This window comes from Pleomorphomonas sp. PLEO, assembly GCF_041320595.1.
Classification (GTDB): domain Bacteria; phylum Pseudomonadota; class Alphaproteobacteria; order Rhizobiales; family Pleomorphomonadaceae; genus Pleomorphomonas.
On sequence record NZ_CP166625.1, the window covers coordinates 3,217,048 to 3,233,613 of the forward strand.

The 16,566-nt window shown below is 62.0% G+C and carries 15 protein-coding genes; 11 read left to right on the top strand and 4 right to left on the bottom strand.

The features are described from left to right. Nucleotides 1-11 precede the first annotated feature (11 nt). From AB6N07_RS14880 to AB6N07_RS14905, 6 genes are read left to right on the top strand one after another with little or no spacing between them, the layout of a single operon-like run. Entirely contained in the window at nucleotides 12-1,421 is a 1,410-nt protein-coding gene (locus AB6N07_RS14880) for an aspartate aminotransferase family protein (protein WP_370673863.1), read from the top strand. 4 nt (nucleotides 1,422-1,425) lie between these two features. Next, entirely contained in the window at nucleotides 1,426-2,379 is a 954-nt protein-coding gene (locus tag AB6N07_RS14885) for an arginase (RefSeq protein ID WP_370673864.1), read from the top strand. Further along, nucleotides 2,376-2,732: a permease gene (locus AB6N07_RS14890; RefSeq protein WP_370673865.1), complete on the top strand. Its 357-nt coding sequence runs from the start codon at nucleotides 2,376-2,378 to the stop codon at nucleotides 2,730-2,732. Before AB6N07_RS14885 ends, AB6N07_RS14890 begins: the two co-directional genes overlap by 4 nt. Nucleotides 2,733-2,751: 19 nt before the next feature. Beyond that, entirely contained in the window at nucleotides 2,752-3,567 is an 816-nt protein-coding gene (locus AB6N07_RS14895) for an alpha/beta hydrolase (protein ID WP_370678249.1), read from the top strand. After that, on the top strand, nucleotides 3,557-4,723 hold the full coding sequence (locus AB6N07_RS14900; RefSeq protein ID WP_370673866.1) for a GNAT family N-acetyltransferase: 1,167 nt from the start codon (nucleotides 3,557-3,559) through the stop codon (nucleotides 4,721-4,723). Before AB6N07_RS14895 ends, AB6N07_RS14900 begins: the two co-directional genes overlap by 11 nt. Next, nucleotides 4,723-5,100, top strand: coding sequence for an EamA family transporter (locus AB6N07_RS14905; RefSeq protein ID WP_370673867.1), 378 nt, complete (start codon nucleotides 4,723-4,725; stop codon nucleotides 5,098-5,100). The genes AB6N07_RS14900 and AB6N07_RS14905 overlap by 1 nt, the downstream gene beginning before the upstream one ends. Before the next feature lie 26 nt (nucleotides 5,101-5,126). Here the strand turns inward: AB6N07_RS14905 and AB6N07_RS14910 are convergent, their stop codons facing one another. After that, complete coding sequence (locus AB6N07_RS14910) at nucleotides 5,127-5,300, bottom strand: hypothetical protein (RefSeq protein ID WP_370673868.1); 174 nt, start codon at nucleotides 5,298-5,300, stop codon at nucleotides 5,127-5,129. A 642-nt stretch (nucleotides 5,301-5,942) separates the two neighbouring features. Between AB6N07_RS14910 and AB6N07_RS14915 the strand changes: the two genes are divergently transcribed. From AB6N07_RS14915 to araH, 3 genes are all read left to right on the top strand, one after another. Then, on the top strand, nucleotides 5,943-6,929 hold the full coding sequence (locus tag AB6N07_RS14915) for an arabinose ABC transporter substrate-binding protein (RefSeq protein ID WP_370673869.1): 987 nt from the start codon (nucleotides 5,943-5,945) through the stop codon (nucleotides 6,927-6,929). 72 nt (nucleotides 6,930-7,001) lie between these two features. Next, nucleotides 7,002-8,522 carry an L-arabinose ABC transporter ATP-binding protein AraG gene (araG, locus tag AB6N07_RS14920; RefSeq protein WP_370673870.1) on the top strand — a complete coding sequence of 507 codons (1,521 nt, stop codon included), beginning with the start codon at nucleotides 7,002-7,004 and terminating at the stop codon, nucleotides 8,520-8,522. Continuing rightward, the gene (gene araH / locus AB6N07_RS14925; protein ID WP_370673871.1) at nucleotides 8,522-9,469 is read left to right on the top strand and encodes an L-arabinose ABC transporter permease AraH; all 948 of its coding nucleotides are present in this window, start codon (nucleotides 8,522-8,524) and stop codon (nucleotides 9,467-9,469) included. Before araG ends, araH begins: the two co-directional genes overlap by 1 nt. Before the next feature lie 94 nt (nucleotides 9,470-9,563). Here araH and nhaA read toward each other — a convergent pair whose 3' ends face one another. Further along, nucleotides 9,564-10,760 (bottom strand): Na+/H+ antiporter NhaA, encoded by a 1,197-nt coding sequence (gene nhaA, locus AB6N07_RS14930; RefSeq protein ID WP_370673872.1) that lies wholly within the window; start codon nucleotides 10,758-10,760, stop codon nucleotides 9,564-9,566. 424 nt (nucleotides 10,761-11,184) lie between these two features. Here nhaA and AB6N07_RS14935 point away from each other — a divergent pair, with 424 nt between their 5' ends. Next, a complete protein-coding gene (locus AB6N07_RS14935) occupies nucleotides 11,185-11,637 on the top strand; it encodes a MarR family winged helix-turn-helix transcriptional regulator (RefSeq protein WP_370673873.1) in 453 nt (150 codons plus the stop codon). Between the two features lie 47 nt (nucleotides 11,638-11,684). Next, nucleotides 11,685-12,086 carry a DUF1398 domain-containing protein gene (locus AB6N07_RS14940; RefSeq protein ID WP_370673874.1) on the top strand — a complete coding sequence of 134 codons (402 nt, stop codon included), beginning with the start codon at nucleotides 11,685-11,687 and terminating at the stop codon, nucleotides 12,084-12,086. A gap of 156 nt (nucleotides 12,087-12,242) precedes the next feature. Here AB6N07_RS14940 and AB6N07_RS14945 read toward each other — a convergent pair whose 3' ends face one another. Beyond that, on the bottom strand, nucleotides 12,243-13,181 hold the full coding sequence (locus AB6N07_RS14945) for an aldose 1-epimerase (protein WP_370673875.1): 939 nt from the start codon (nucleotides 13,179-13,181) through the stop codon (nucleotides 12,243-12,245). Nucleotides 13,182-13,191: 10 nt separating this feature from the next. After that, nucleotides 13,192-16,563: a DUF5107 domain-containing protein gene (locus AB6N07_RS14950; RefSeq protein WP_370673876.1), complete on the bottom strand. Its 3,372-nt coding sequence runs from the start codon at nucleotides 16,561-16,563 to the stop codon at nucleotides 13,192-13,194. Nucleotides 16,564-16,566 lie beyond the last annotated feature (3 nt).

The window sequence follows — 16,566 nt, forward strand, 5'->3', positions numbered from 1 at the left end:
TGGAGAAATCCATGCTGAAATCGCTTGAGACCACCGTAACTGATACTGCGCCTGGCGAGGACGACTTGCGTGCCCTTGAAGGGCGCTATTGTTCCTATGGTGATACGGTTCACTACGCGGAGGCCCCCAAGTTCTTCGAATCCTGCGAAGGGTCTTTCCTTTTCGATCGGGACGAAGTGCCTTATCTCGATCTGCAGATGTGGTATTCGGCGGTCAACTTCGGTTACCGAAACGAGCGTCTCAATGCCGCCGCTCACCGGCAGCTCGACAGGCTTCCGCAGGTCGCCTCGCAATACCTTCACCGCGAAAAGGTCGAGCTGGCGGCGCTCATCGCTCAGGATGCGGAGCGCAAATTTGGGCACAAGGGCCGCGTCCATTTCAACGTTGGCGGCTCCCAGGCCATCGAGGATTCGCTGAAGCTGGTGCGCAATCATTGCCAGGGCAAAAGCCTGATGTTTGCCTTTGAAGGCGGGTATCATGGCCGTACGCTGGGCGCCTCGGCGATCACCTCGAGCTATCGCTACCGCCGCCGCTACGGCCATTTTGGCGACAGGGCGCAATTCATCGAGTTCCCCTATCACTTCCGCGGTCCGCGCGGCATGTCGAAGGAGGAGTACGGCCACCTCTGCGTTCAGAAGTTCGCCCGTCTATTCGAAAGCGAATACAACGGTGTCTGGGACCCCAAGACCCACCAGTCCGAGTATGCCGCTTTCTACGTCGAGCCGATTCAGGGCACAGGCGGCTACGTTATCCCGCCGCTGAATTTTTTCAGCGAACTCAAGACGGTTCTCGACGAGCACGGCATCCTCTTGGTGGTCGACGAGATTCAGATGGGCGTCTACCGCACGGGCAAGCTCTGGTCGATCGAGCATTTCGGCGTCTCGCCTGATGTGCTGGTGTTTGGCAAGGCGATCACCAACGGGCTAAACCCGCTGTCGGGTATCTGGGCTCGCGAGGAGATGATCAATCCGACGGTCTTCCCGCCGGGATCGACCCATTCGACCTTCGCGTCCAATCCGATGGGCACGGCTGTGGCGCTCGAAACCTTCCGCATGATCGGCGAAGAGGATTTTGGCGCCACTGTTACCGCGCGTGGCAAGCGCTTCCTGGACGGACTTGAGGTGCTGAAGAGCCGCCATGCGATCGTCGGCGACGTCGATGGTCTGGGTCTGGCATTGCGGATGGAGATCTGCGGACCCGACGGCTTTATGCCCGACAAGGCGACTCTCGACTGGATGGTCGACGAGGGCATGAAGGGCGACATGATGGTCGATGGCCGGAGCTATGGTCTCGTCCTCGACGTTGGTGGCTACCATAAGAACGTCATTACGCTGGCGCCGAGCCTGATGATTTCCGATAGCGAAATCGATCTCGCCCTCGAGTTGCTCGACAGGTTGCTGGACCGCGCCGAGCGGAGGTGAGGCGATGCAGCTGTTCCTGCTTCACCTCGACGAGGCGCTGGAGGCGCAGGCCGAGTTCGTGCGGACCTGCCTGATGGCTGGCTGCGGGGAAATCGATGTTCGCGAACCAGGGCGGAATTTTCGTCTCTGGGCGCGACAGGCGGTGGTGGACGATCTCCACCGCTGCCTGCGCATCAATCTCGCTGGGGCGAAGAATGAACCGAAGCTCTGCTTTACGGGCTCAGGAGACTTTCATCACGTCTCCAGCTTGTTGATTGACCTGGCGCTCGATGGCTCTACCGAGCCGGTGACGATCATCCATATCGACAACCATCCCGACTGGGTGCGCTTCTCCGGAGGCCTGCATTGTGGCTCTTGGATTAACGGCGTAGCCGACCACCCGGCGGTGGCCAGAGTGATCACCGTCGGGGTGTGCAGCGACGACCTGAAGTCGCCAGAGCGCAAGGGTGCAAACCTCGACCTGTTGGCGCGCGGCCGGCTCGAACTCTATCCCTTTGATCACTCGCCCAGCCGCGTGAGGGCGCGCCTAGATGGTGGAAGCGGCTTCGAACAGAAGTCGGGTTATCTGCATTGGCGAACCATCGGAGAATTGGGCGTCGACCGGTTTCTCGAACTGCTGATGGCTCGCATCGATACCGAGGCGGTCTACATCAGCCTCGACAAGGATGTCTTATGCTCCTGGGACGCCGTGACCAATTGGGACCAAGGACAGATGAGGCTTACTGATGTCCTTCGTCTCCTGAGTGAAGTAGGCAAGCGCCACCGAGTCGTTGGAGCGGACGTGACGGGTGATTATTCGCGCCCCCGCTACGGGGGCGGGGCCTGGACACGGCTGATGAAGCTCGGCGAAAGCCTTATCGACCAGCCGCGTGACGCACCGCCCGACGCTGAAATCATCAACATCAACAGCGCCGCCAACTACGCGCTCCTCGATGTTTTCGGAGCGATGATGCCATGATCGGCGAGCTGACGGCCACGCAGGTCGGCGTCATCGGGTTCTGCATTCTTACCGAAACCGGCCGGGAGGTCTGTTTCAAGTTCGCAGCGCGGAAATACGCCTTTGGCCTCAAGGTATTCCTCAATCCGACAACGGTACTCGGCGTCCTCTTCTGGTCTGTCGAACTCGTCGCTTGGTGTTGGGTGCTCGGCACTGCGCCCTTGTCGATCGCTTTCCCGCTGATGTCGGCGAGCTACGCGACCATCGCTCTCGCGGGTGCCACTCTCCTCGGGGAGCGCGTCAACCGGCGCCACGCACTTGGCGTGGCCTTGGTGATTATTGGTGTCGCCACAGTCGGCTCGGCGGGTCTCTAGACATGCGGAACGTATCATCATGAAGATTAAAGCAGGCGATTCCCGTTCCTATTTCATGCCGGGCAACAGCGGAAATGGCGTCGTTCTCGTCCATGGTCTCACCGGGGCACCATCGGAAATGCGGCTCGTGGCCCGTCAGCTCTGGCGTCGCGGCTACAGCGTCTACGCGCCGCTACTTGCTGGGCACGGCAAGGACGCGGCAACGCTGCGCCGTACGAACTGGCGCAACTGGCTCGATAGCGTGCGCGAGGCCATCGCCGATTTTGCACCGGAAGTCGACAGGCTCCATGCCGCGGGCATCTGCGTCGGCGGCCAACTGGCTTTGATGGCCTCGGAAGGGCAATCCGACACCGTGCGCGCCGTCGGTCTCTACTCGCCATGTTTCAATTACGATGGTTGGGCCATTCCGAGGTTCAAGGCGTTTATTTCTCGCCAGATTTCGTGGGTTTCGAAGGTCCCGTTTGTTGGGCTGCTCGAATTCGATGAGTCCCCCTCGCTCGGGATCAAGGATGAGCGTGCCCGACGGCTTGTGGCGGGAGCTTCCGCCGAGGGGATTCTCGAGCGTTTCCCTGCTAGCAGCTTGGTGGAAATGCACCGTCTGGGGCAGGAGATGCGGCGGCGCCTTCCGCTCATCCGTACGCCGACGCTGATCGTGCATTCTCGAGAGGATGATCTCGCGAGTACTGAGCATGCCCAATATATCCACGCGCACATCGGCGGTCCCAGCGAGCTGCACTTCATCGATGACAGCTATCACATGATCCATGTCGACCGGCAGTACCGCGACGTTGCCGAGCAAACCGCCAACTTCTTCGAGACCTGTCATGCCGCTTGATGCGTTGGTTTGTCCTGCCACACGGGCTGAGGCACTCGTATTCGAGGTCTATGCCGATCTCGCCGCCATCGACCGCGAGCAATGGAACGCATGCTTCCCCGGTGAGGCCGAGGGGTACGACTACCTGCTCGCGGTCGAACGCGCGGGTATCCCGGGCTTTCAGTTTCGCTATGTCATCGGAAGAGCTGGTAACCAAATTGTTGTCGCCATGCCGGCGTTCATGACCCGCTATGGCCTGGAGACGACGCTGGACAATCGCTGGCTTCGCGACACAGTGATGCGTCTACGCGGCATCTGGTCCAGCTTCCTGTTGCTTCCGCTCGCGTGTCTCGGGTCGCCCTGCACCGAGACGGGGTACCCCGGCTTTCATCCGGATATTCCAGCTGCTCGCCGGGCAGACCTGTTTGGCTCTCTCGTCGCCACCTTTGAAACCCACGCTCTTGCCGCCGGCTGCGCGCTCCTTGCGCTCAAGGATATTCCAAAACCGCTTCCCGACGGTCTCAAGGATGCGATCGCCGCGCGAGGCTATGCCGAAATGGCCGGGTTGCCGACGGCAGTACTCGACGTCGATTTTCCCAATCTCGACGGCTATTTCGCACGCCTCTCGGCGGCAACGCGCAAGGATCTACGCCGAAAGCTCAAAGCGCGGGGCGGTGTGCGTATCGAACGGCGAACCGATTTCGGGCCCTATCGAGACCGCGCCATGGAACTCTATCGTCAGACGCGCGAGCGCAGCGACTGGCAATTCGAGGATCTCACGCCTGCCTATTTCGAGGGAATGCTGACGGGAATGCCGGGACGATCGTTTGTCACGCTGTATTTTGTCGGGGATGAGCTGCTCGCCACAAATTTCCTGATCCGAAGCGAGCGCACCCTGATCGACAAATTCTTTTGTATGGATGTCGAGAAAGGGCGGCCCTTCAATCTCTATTACCTGAGCTGGATCGACAACGTCGAATACTGCCTCAAGGAAGGTCTGGATCGATACCAGAGTGGCCAGGCTTACTACAAGAACAAGGTCCGCCTCGGCAGCCGGCTTGGCGCCAACAGCATGTTCTTCCGTCACTCCAATCCGGTGACCCAGCGCGCATTGCGGTTCGCGGCGCCATATCTCGCCATCGCAACGCCTGGCGATGAACGGTCGGAGACCGATTAATGCCCAGATGGCTTTGGACAACCTGGCTGGCAATCCCCGTTCTGAACACGCTGCAGCAGTTGTTTCTCAAGCTCGGCGCGTCGGATGCCGCTTCGTCCGCCGTGGGTTCGGGCTGGTTTGGCAGTCTTCTTGCCTCGCCCTGGTTCGCCGCGGCGGTCGTCGCCGAAATCATCTGCTTCGTCGTCTGGATGACCGTTCTGGCGGAGCTGGACCTCAGCTTGGCATTTCCACTTTCGGCGGCGAGTTATGTGCTGGTGATGTTGATGGCGTGGATTGTCTTTGGCGAACCGCTTAAGGCAAAGGAAATCATCGGCAGCCTCGTTATCCTCGGCGGCATATGGTGTCTCGTGACCGCGGCGGCCGCGGATGAAACGTAAGCGCCAAATCCCGCGTCGATTGACGATCAGGCAAGGGTCTTCTTGACGGCTTCGATGACATCGGAGGCGTAAAGCTTGCAGATGCCTCGCTTGCCGACCGGCTCGATCTTGAGCGTCTCGATCGCCTTCTTCACCTTGGCGTCTGAAACGCCGATTTCCTTGGCAATGACGCCGACGGTAACGGTTGTCTGTTCAGTCAAGATGGCTTCCCCTGTCTGCAAGTCCTTGTCAGCAAAGGGTAAGCAGTCGTGCCGGTCAGGTCAACGGCGACGAGGCCGGCGATATTCCGGATAACTGCGTAGAATAGGGCCGCCGCCGCGTGCGCGATGGCGCTGTGGACTTCGCTTCTGGGGCAGTTCGCCAAAGGTAGAAGTCTCGGGCGTCTTAAGAGTTTCGTCCATGGAATTCATGGATGCAGCCATTCCCGCGAGGACATCCGCCACCTAGGTTATTTCTCGCCGCACACGATCGTCCCTGCCTAGGGAGCGAGAGGTGTGGTGCGACCGGTTCGGCCGGCGGTGGGATGGCCGCTGGAACGACGCATGGCAGCCGAAAAGACGACAGGGCGGAGAAGGGCGGTATCTGGAGGAGGCTTTTGGCTGGTTGGCCCGGGTTCGTCGGGCGCATCCGGCCTTGATCTTTGCCCAGTTCATCACGGTTTCCGATGGCGCATCGCCGCCACACGTTCTGCCGGTACGGAAGAGCCGGGCTATCCTGCGATGGCAGGGTGCACGGAATCGTCCATGACGGATGCCGGCCAGTTCCGCCGGAAGGTCGCCTGAGGTAGCGAAAGGCGCGCCGCGTTGGCGAGCGATCGTTGAAGAGAAAATGGAGGAAACGCCATGCTTCGCATTCTGAAGAGCTTCGCTGCCGTCGGCATCGCCGTCGGTGCGCTGACGGCGGCGGCCCACGCGGCCGACGTCAAGATCGGCTTCGTGGTCAAGCAGCCGGAGGAACCCTGGTTCCAGGACGAGTGGAAGTTCGCCGACATCGCCGCCAAGGAAAAAGGCTTCACGCTGGTGAAGATCGGCGCCGAGGATGGCGAGAAGGTTCAGTCGGCCATCGACAATCTCGGTGCCCAGGGCGCGCAGGGCTTCATCATCTGTACGCCGGACGTCAAACTCGGACCTGGCATCGTCGCCAAGGCGGAAGCCAACGGCCTCAAACTGATGACCGTCGACGATCGCCTCGTCAATGCAGACGGAACGCCGATCGAAAGTGTGCCGCACATGGGCATCTCGGCGCTGAAGATCGGCGAGGCCGTGGGCACATCCATAGCTGACGAGATCAAGAAGCGCGGCTGGGACTTGGCGAGCGTTGGTGCCATCCGGGTCTCCTATGACCAGCTGCCCACCGCCGTCGACCGCGTCCAGGGTGCCATTTCCTCGTTGAAGGCCGCCGGCTTCCCCGAAGCCAATATCTTCGACGCGCCGCAGGCCAAGACCGATACCGAGGCTGCGCTCAACGCCGCCACCGTGGTGCTCAACAAGCATGCGGACGTGAAGCACTGGGTGGCCTTTGGCCTCAATGACGAGGCGGTGCTCGGTGCGGTTCGCGCTTCCGAGACTGTCGGCATCACGCCGGACAACTTCATCGGCGTCGGTATTGGCGGCGCGGACTCGGCGATCAACGAGTTCAAGAAGCCCGCCGCTACCGGCTTCTTCGGCACCGTGATCATTTCCCCGAAGCGCCACGGCTACGAGACGGCGCTCAACATGTATGACTGGGTTGCCAACGGCAAACAGCCGCCGGCCCTGACGCTGACATCTGGCGAACTGGCGCTGCGCGACACCTATGTCGAGGTCCGCAAGAGCCTCGGCATCGAATGAGGCCGCTAGGCTGCTAACACGAAATGGAGCCGGCGGTTTTCCATCGCCGGCTTCCCAGCAAGGCGCGAGGACATGGCCGACTTTCTGAGCTTCTCCAACGTTTCCAAGACCTATCCCGGCGTCAAGGCACTGTCGGACGTCTCCTTCGGAGTGGCGAAGGGCTCCGTTCACGGACTGATCGGTGAAAATGGCGCCGGCAAGTCGACACTGATCCGCATTCTCTCTGGCGATACCTCAGCCGATAGCGGCGAGATTTCGATCGAGGGCGCCATCCAGCATTTTTCCTCCACGCGCGACGCCTTCGCTGCCGGCGTGGTGGTGGTTCACCAGGAATTGCAACTGGTCCCCGAACTCACTGTTGCGGAAAACCTCCGGCTCGGCCGTTTTCCCAACCGCGCCGGCATCATCGATTTCCGGTCGTTGAAGACCGAAGTGAACCGGCGCCTGAGGGATATCGGTCTGACGGTCGACGCCGACACCAAGGTGGCGAAACTGTCGCTCGGCGAACGGCAGATGATCGAGATCGCCAAGGCGATCATGCTCGACGCCCGCGTCATTGCCCTGGACGAGCCGACGTCTTCGCTGTCGTCGCAGGAAAGCGAGGTCCTGTTCCGGATCATCGGCGAACTGCGCGCCGCGGGCAAAGTCATCATCTACATTTCGCACCGCCTCGACGAGATTTTCCGCCTTTGCGATGGCTGCACTGTGCTGCGCGACGGCAAGCTTGCCGCCCACCATCCGACCATGGCCGATGTGACGCGCGACAGCCTCGTCGCTGAGATGGTTGGCCGTGAGATATCAGATATCTGGGGCTGGCGCGGGCGTCCCGCTGGCGAGGTACGGCTGAAGGTCGAGGGCATTACCGGATCGAAATCACCGCGCCCCATCGACTTCGAGGCGCGGGCCGGCGAGATCGTTGGCTTCTTCGGACTGGTCGGTTCCGGGCGGTCCGAACTGATGCGCCTCGTCTATGGTGCCGATCCCCGTCATTCCGGAAAGGTGACCATTGATGGTCTCGACAGCTCGGGATCGAGCCCGCGTCGTTCGATCCGGCAAGGCTTGGTGCTCTGCTCGGAGGATCGTAAGTTCGATGGCATCATCCAGGGGCTGTCGGTCGGGGAGAATATCGTGGTCTCCGCCCGCCGCCATTTTTCGCCCTTCGGCGTGTTGAGCCCCAAGCGCGAGGCGGATACCGCCGCCGAGTTCATCAAGCACCTTCGCATTCGTACCCCTTCGGCCAAGCAGGAGATTGTCAATCTCTCCGGAGGCAACCAGCAGAAGGTGCTGCTCGCCCGCTGGCTGGCCGAGACCGACGTCAAGGTGCTGATCGTTGACGAGCCGACGCGCGGCATTGATGTCGGTGCCAAGGCTGAGATCTACGAGTTGCTCTATAACCTCGCCGACAAGGGATTGGCCATCGTCGTCGTCTCCAGCGAACTGCCGGAGGTGATGGGTATTTCCGATCGCGTTGTCGTCATGTGTGAGGGGCGGATCGCCGCCCACTACGACCGCGCCGAATTCAACGAACACGCCATTCTCGCCTCGGCCCTGCCGGACCGGACGGCTGGCGAGCCGAACAAGAAAGCATCGTGATGGCCTTCCTGAAACGTCTCCTGCTCGGCGAGCAGGGTCTCCTCGTCATCTTCGTCATCGCCTTCGCGGCCGTGTCGGTCTTCGTGCCGAGCTTCATCACCGAGCGCAACATGCTCGGTCTGTTCCAGTCGGTGGTAACCATCGGCATCGTCTCGTGCACGATGATGTTCTGCCTCGCCTCGCGCGACTTCGACCTGTCCGTCGGCTCCATCGTCGCCTTCACCGGCATGGTGGCTGTGATGGCCTCCAACGCCTCCGGCTCGATCATCATCGGTCTGATCGCCGCGCTCGCCTGCGGCACCTTCGTCGGATTCGTCAACGGCGCCATCATCGCCAAACTGAAGATCAACGCCCTGATCACAACGCTCGCCACCATGCAGATCGTGCGCGGCTTGGCGCTGATTTCATCCGATGGTCGGGCGGTGGGCATCAACGATCCCGGCTTCTATCAGCTGGCGCTGTCGCGTTTCCTGGGCATCCCCACGCCGATCTGGGTCATGGGCCTGCTGTTCTGCTTGTTCGGGTTCGTGCTCAACCGCTCGGTATTCGGCCGCAACACGCTGGCGATCGGCGGCAACCCTGAAGCGTCGCGCCTCGCCGGCGTCAACGTCGATGGCATGCGCATCTGGATCTTCACCATCCAGGGGCTCGTCTGCGCGGTGGCTGGCATTCTCCTGGCCTCACGCATCACCTCCGGCCAGCCCAACGCGGCGACCGGCCTCGAACTGTCGGCTATTTCGGCTTGCGTGCTCGGCGGCGTGTCGTTGGCCGGTGGCCGGGCGGCGATGGTCGGTGTCATCGTCGGCGTGCTGATCCTCGGTATCGCCGAGAACGCCATGAACCTCCTCAACATTCAGGCCTTCTACCAATATCTGGTGCGCGGCCTGATCCTGCTGCTCGCCGTACTGCTGGACAACGTCCGCAGCACTGGCCTCGGGCGGAAGTGAACTGGCGGGGGTATCCGCCGGTGCAGGGATAGTGTTTGGCGCCCGAACGGAAAACCGTTCGGGCGTTGGCGTATCAATCAATGGCAGGCGGCGCTCAGCTTTCAGTATACGCCTTGCGCCGGCCGAAGGCCGCCAAGCAAATCGCTCCGAGTATGCCTGACACGACCGAGCCGAGGAGGATGCCGATCTTGACGTGGTCCTGAACGGCTGGATCACCAAAGGCGAGCAGTCCGATGAACAGCGACATCGTGAAGCCGATGCCGCACAGGAAGGCGGTTCCGATCATCTGGCCCCAACTCGCCTTTGCCGGAAGGTGGGCAAGACCGAGCTTCACCAGCAGAGCCACGGTTCCGACAACGCCCACCAGTTTCCCCAGTACCAGCCCCATGGCAATGCCCATGGTGATCGGTTCGGCAAAGACGGCCATTGAAACGCCAGCCAAAGAAACGCCAGCATTGGCAAAGCCGAAGATCGGAACAATGACGAAGGCAACCGGCTTGTGCAGCAAATTTTCCAACCGGTGAAGCGGGGATTCCGCGGACAGGGCTTCCGGCGTTCCCGGCGTCGGCTTCAACGGAATCATCATGGCCAGCATCACACCTGCCAGCGTGGCGTGGATGCCCGACGCGAAGACCAAGCACCAGAGCAGGATACCGAGCGTGAGATAGGGCCACAGGGCCACCACCTTTGCCCGGTTCAGTCCATAGAGCGTTGCAACAACGATGGCAGCGCCGCCCAAGGCCAGCATGTTCAGTTCGGCCGTATAAAACACTGCGATGACGATGACCGCGCCGAGATCGTCAATAATGGCCAATGCCGCCAGAAAGATCTTGAGCGATGCCGGGACACGCGATCCGAATAGCGAGATCACGCCGAGGGCGAAGGCGATGTCGGTTGCTGTCGGTATGGCCCAACCGCGCAGCGCAGCCGGATTGCTCCAATTGAGGAAGACATAAAACAAGGCCGGGAACAGCATGCCTCCGGCGGCTGCCGCGCCGGGCAGGATTCGCCGGCCCCAGCTCGAAAGCTGGCCATCCAGCATCTCGCGCTTGATCTCCAGCCCAACCAGCAAGAAGAACACGGCCATTAGCGCGTCGTTGGCCCAATGCTGAATGCTGAGAGGGCCGACATAAACATGAAGGATATGAAAATAGGTCTCCGCCAGTGGCGAGTTGGCGGTCCATATCGCCAACACGGCGGCGGCCATCAGAATGAGACCGCCCGACGCTTCGTTATCGAGAAACCGTCGAAGAGTTGACCGAATGTGCCGTGGAGAGATCGGCGAAGACATAGATTCTCGCTCCCTTGGATGGAAGGTTGATTGAAGTCTCCGTCAATTCCGGGATGCCCGTAGCGCACGCAGCACACGCTATTAGCCGATAGCTTAACTCAGCGCCGGAGTTATTTCCATTCCAATCGCGATCATGTCTGGCGGGTATTTATGGGATGCGGGCTGTTCCTTTCGGCTCAACTTGCGCACCTCGGCCAATTCTTAGGTACGGGGAGCGGTCATCTGGCTCGGGTGAGCGCGGCGGTCTCGAGCTCTGTTGATCCTGAATTCTGTCCGCTCTGGCCGGCGGCGATCATTCTCAAACTGCCACCGGCTTGGAATTTCCTCTTCCGGCGGAGGTCGGCTTTGCCACTAGTCGGTACATTTTTTATTGACTAGGAAACTACCCTCGCTTAGGTTCCTAGTCAACTAAGTGAGGGTAGGTATGGCTGAGGTCTCGGACCTGACGGTGCACACTGGTTACTGGCTACGGATGGTCTCCAATGCGGTGTCGCAGGATTTCGCTCGCCGAGCCGCGACGGAGGACGTGACAGTGGCGGAATGGACTTTCCTGCGCGCGCTCTATGACGCCGAGGGGATGGCCCCCTCGGCCCTGGCCGATCGAATGGGAATGACGCGGGGTGCGATCAGTAAGCTCGCCGAGAGGCTGATTGAAAAGGGGCTGCTCGCCCGCGCCAGCAACCCCGATGATGGGCGGGCGCATAGCCTGTCGCTGACCGCGGCGGGGCGCCAAAAGGTGCCGGTTCTGGCGGCGCTCGCCGACCACAATGACGCCGACTATTTTGGCGTTCTGAGCACGGACGAGCGGGCGACGCTTGACCATCTCTTGCGGACCCTCGCCGACAGGCGGGGCTTGAAGACGGTTCCGGTGGACTAACCCGCCGGATTGCTTGCCGACAAACCCAGCACGAAAGGATCTGTGCCATGGACGCGGAGCGGATTGCCATTGCCCGACGCTGTCTTGAAGCTGCTCATGACGGCGGTCTCAGTTTTCCTCAGATTGTCGGCGAGTTGATCGCTGCCGGTTTTGAAAGCTACACGGTCGATTACCGCCGCGGCACTCAGACCTACTACCTGCCAGATGGCGACAGCGTTGTATTGGAGATGCCGGCCTCATCTTGTTCGGTGGCAGAGATTTTCGAGGCGGCCACGGTTGCGGCCTTGGTCCGCTGGGCGCAGTCAAACGGACCCGACTACGGCTACCAAGAGTTTTGCTCGAAGGCGAAAGCAGCCGGCTGCGCCGGCTATCTGGTGTCCTTCCTGGGGCGGCGAGTGGTCTACTTCGGCCGGACTGCCGAAACGCATGTGGAGCATTTTCCACAATGAAGGCAATGATGGCGAGGGATCCGGATAAGCGTTCGGACACCAGCAGCGATCATCCTCCGGTTCGTGCGAGGGCTGCGGCTTCGAACTCTGTTGGTCCCCGCGTCCGCTCGGCTGCTGAAGCCGGTAACAGTGCAACGCGCGCTCATCACCATTCGATCAGGGGCCGGGGTAGTCTTTCCCTGTCGCCCGTTGGTAGCCGGTCTGCAGCGCCAATGCTTCCAGCCTGATATGCCCCTCCAGACGTTCACCCGGACGAAGTGGCGTCAGTCCACCCATGCCCGGCATGTGGAATCCGTCCACCGTGTGCGTCATTGGCTCGAAACAGAACCAATCGCCAGCGAAGGCTGGGTCGCGGGCAGTGTCGGGGCGATAGACGACGTAGCGGGAGAAGATTGGGTCGGTATCGATGGTCAACGTCAGGCCGCGTTCCGGCCAGTCGATGCGCGCGCAGCCGTTCCAGTCCTCAAAGCCATTATTGATCCAACGAGCGGGCACCGGCGCCTTTTTTCGGAAATCGAGATTGGCGGGGAGCGGCACTTCTTCGGTGGGAAGATGATCGGCACCTTCCAGCCAGACGGAGGAGGCGGGTGCCGTCAGTCGCGTGCGTGAAGTGAGCGGGAAATAGGGATGCCAGCCGAGGCCGAAGGGTAGGGTATCACGACCGGTGTTCTCAACCGAAAGCGTCAGTGTCAGCCTGTAACCGTCGAGGGTCACCAATTGCCGGGCAAGATAGTCCCAAGGGGCGCTCTCGTCGGCCGTATGGCTCAGAGCGACCGTCGCACTGTTGTCGGTTGCCGCCTCGACGGTCCAGTCGGACAGCCAGCCGTCGCCATGCAGGCGATAGCGGTCGCCAGCGTTGGGCACGAGTTGATAGTCGCGGCCAGCAAAAGAGAAGGTGTTGCCGCCGACGCGGTTGCCATAGGGCACAAGCGGGAAAGCTGCCGTCTCGTCGGGGGCGCCGTTGCCGTCGTGACGGGCCGGACGCAACAAGGGAAATCTGCCGGTGTCCGTATCGAGGCTCCAACCAAGAACGGCGGCGCCTTGCGTCGACAGTAACAGCTCGGCGACATCCGTCCGAAGGCGCAGCAGGTGCATTTGTACCTCCTCAGCGATTGGGAAGATCGCCGAGGAGGTCGGCGGCGAGCGCGTGGTTGGGGTCCAGCTTCAGGACTGTCTGAAGATGCTCGCGGCCGGTTGTGGTGTCGCCGAGGCCGATGGCCGCTTCGGCGAGCATGACGTGGGCAGAGACGCGACGACGCAGCTGCAGGTCGTCGTCGAACAGCAACATGGTCGGCAGCGAGGTGGCGAAATAGTCGATCTTCGCCGGGCTTGCCATCGTCTCCTCGGCATAGGCGCGGAGATCCCTGAGCAGCTTCTCAGCTTCCGCCTTGCGACCGAGAGCAGTGAGCGACAGGGCCGAGAAGAATGTTTTTTCCGAGTGGGCCCGCACTTCCATGCCGAGGAAGTCGCCGGCGAATTCGGCGGCCAGCGTCAGCCAGCGCTTTGCTTCGGTGTCGCGGCCGGCAGCGGCAAGCGCCTTGCCGAGCCAATAATGCACGTCGCTCTGGTTGGCGAGGAGATGGCGCGCTTCGCCGAGGGACTGCGGCGGGTTGAGAGCGGATTCGAACTTGGCCACCGCCTCGTCTGGCCGGCCGGCGGACAGCGCGCGACGGCCGAGGCTGAGGTGGCTGCGCACCCACTGGTCGAGGGCGAGTCCTTCTCCACCCTCCCAGGGCTGGAAGGCGCGGCCGGCGATCAGGGGTGCCGACTTTTCCGGTTGGCCGAGCTGATTGTAAAGAGCGGAAAGTTCAACGCTGAGGTCATCACGGGTCGCGACGAGGTCAAGCCTGGTTTCCAGTTCTGTGAGCCGCTCGGCCGGTGAGCGGCCGATGCGCTTCCAGAGCTGATCGCGCTCGAACAGGAGGCGCGCGTCGCGCGGGTTTGCGGCGAGCGCCTTGTCATAGGCGGCGACCGCCTTGTCCGACGCCCCTTCGATGTTGAAGGAACCGATGCCAAGGTTGCGCCAGGGGATTGACCATGAGGGATCGACGGCAACCGATTTTTCCCACATGGCGATCGCCTCGGCATGGCGACGACGATCGTAAAGGAGGTTGCCGAGGTAGCAGGGCGCGCGGCCGTCGGCGGGATTGGCGGCGATCGCCGCTTCCAGCACGGCGATGTCCTCGAGTCGAGCGGGGAAGCAATAGTCAGGCGATGCCTTGGCGGCGGCTGTGAGATGCCGGACGGCCGGTAGGCAGAGTCGGGAAGCCAAAGCCGCGGCGTGATAGTGGAGCAGTGGCGAGGTCGCGGCGCCAACGGCGGCGATGCGGGCATCAAGGAGAGCGAGGGCGTCGGCAACGAATCCGCCCCGTGCCGTCTCGATGGCGACGTCGAGGTGGAGCTGGTCGTCGCCGTGAAGGGGAAGGCCCTTTAGCACGCGGGCGCGAGCGTCGAGCGGGTCACGGGCAAGCGCTTCGGCAAGCAAGGCATCTGCTTCAGCCGTTCTCTCGAGTTTGATCAACAGCGCTGCCTTGAGATTTCGGGCGACGGAATTCTCGATGTCGTGGCGCAGCGCCTCATCGATATGGGCAAGGGCCTCTTCGAGGGCGCCGCGCGTGCCGTCGATTTCAGCCAGCGCCAAATGTGCCGGTCCACGCCAAGCGGCGTTCCAGGTTGCCTTGTAGAGCGCGTCATAGGCGGCATCCTGCCGGCCGAGATAGCGCAGGGCGATGCCGAGGTGGTAATGCGCTTCACCGGTCGGCGGGTTGGGATTGCGGCGCGTCAGTCGCTCGATCGCCTTGCGGAAGCAGGCTTCCGCCGCTGCGAACTCGCCGCGTCGAAGATGCCAGACGCCAAGGGCGGTGTTGCATCTGCTATCGCCGGGGTCGCGACGGATCGCTTCGCGCCAGTAGATGTCGGCCGGGCGTGTGGCGTGGCGGTACTGGTCGAGATGAACACCGGTCATCCAGAGCTCGTCGGCGCTGTCGATCTCCTCGGGCGGCGGTGGTTCGGTCGCTGGCGGTGGCACGATCACCTCACCTCGGTCGGTCGGCTGGCGCTCGACCAGTACGGCGTCGCCCTTTTTGACAACGATGCGGACGTCATCTGGACCGATGTCTCCGGTGAGGTCGATGGCGAGGAGAAGCGGCTTGGCCGGATCGAGGTCCGCTAACGTGTCGGTCAGTGTCCGGTCACCAGCAGAGATGATCACGCGGGCGCCGGCAACGGCCTCGGTTGCCTGCACGCCGACCGTCAGCTTGGCGCCCTCGCGCTTCAGGCCGATGGCCGCCTTGAGGGTCGCGGTCGCGGCGGCGCCGATCTCACGGATGGGGTACCAATATTGCGAAAAGGTCTTGGTCTCGCCAGGAGCGAGGAAAGAGAAGTCGGGCTGGTTGTCGGTGTAGACGCCGGCCATGATCTCGATGTAGGGCCAATAGATGCCGTTCTCGTCCGGTTCGGTCAGGTTCCGGTCCCAGGCATAGCCGAAGTCATGGTTGCCCCAGGTCCACTGCTTCTTGCCGGGTGAGATATGGTGGTTGGCGACATGGACGATTCCCGCATCGACGGCGTGGTCGTAGCCGCCGAAGAAATCGTCACGCGAACCGAGGCACATATAGCTGGTCGGCACGGGAATGTTGGCGTACCAGCGCAGATCATTGGGCGCATAGCCACGCTTCGGCACGAACTGCGCCGGCGTCTCCTCGGACGGCACGCCTGCCTTGGCGCGGCCGGCATAGTCGACGCCATAATAGTGTCCCTCGCAGCCGGGAAAGGCCGAGGTGGCGCGCTTGGCATGGTCGGCGATGAAGTGGACGTCCTCGGGGAAGAAGCTCTGGTAATCCTCGTGGACCTCGGTGGCGACGTTGGCCCACCAGAGAAAGCTTTGGGTCAGCTCCGTGCGGTTGTGCAGGCGCACAGCCAGCTCCAGACACGCCTTGCCAGGGCCGAGACGCACGCCGTGCATGCCCTTCATGCGGTTCATCGGCTCATGCTCGCTGAGCCAGATGATGCGCGAACCGTCGGCTTCTTCGACGATTTCCCATGACGTGGGCATATAGGTGCTGGGGCGGTGGTGCTGCGGCCAGTTGAACTCTATGCCGCCCGACAGCCAGGGACCGGCGAGGCCGACCAGCGCCGGCTTGATGGCGCGGTTGCGATAGACGAGGTCGTAGCCGTTGATCTTATCGACGACGGCATAGATGCGGCCGCCGAGTTCCGGCAGCACGGTGACGCGCAGGTACTCGTTTTCGATATGAAGCGCCGTCCAGGTCTTGTCGCGCAGCTCCGAACTGATGCGGTCGAAGAAAGGGAGCGGGTAGACGCGGCCGCTCGACCCCTGGAAGACGCGCTTCTCAAGAAACATCGGATTGCGGTCGGCCGGGGCCGGCTCATAGGTTGGCAGGACGAGGGGCTCGGACCACGCCTTGACCGGCCCGGTGAGCGCCGCTGGCGCTCTAGGGAGTTCGACTTGTTTCATGGC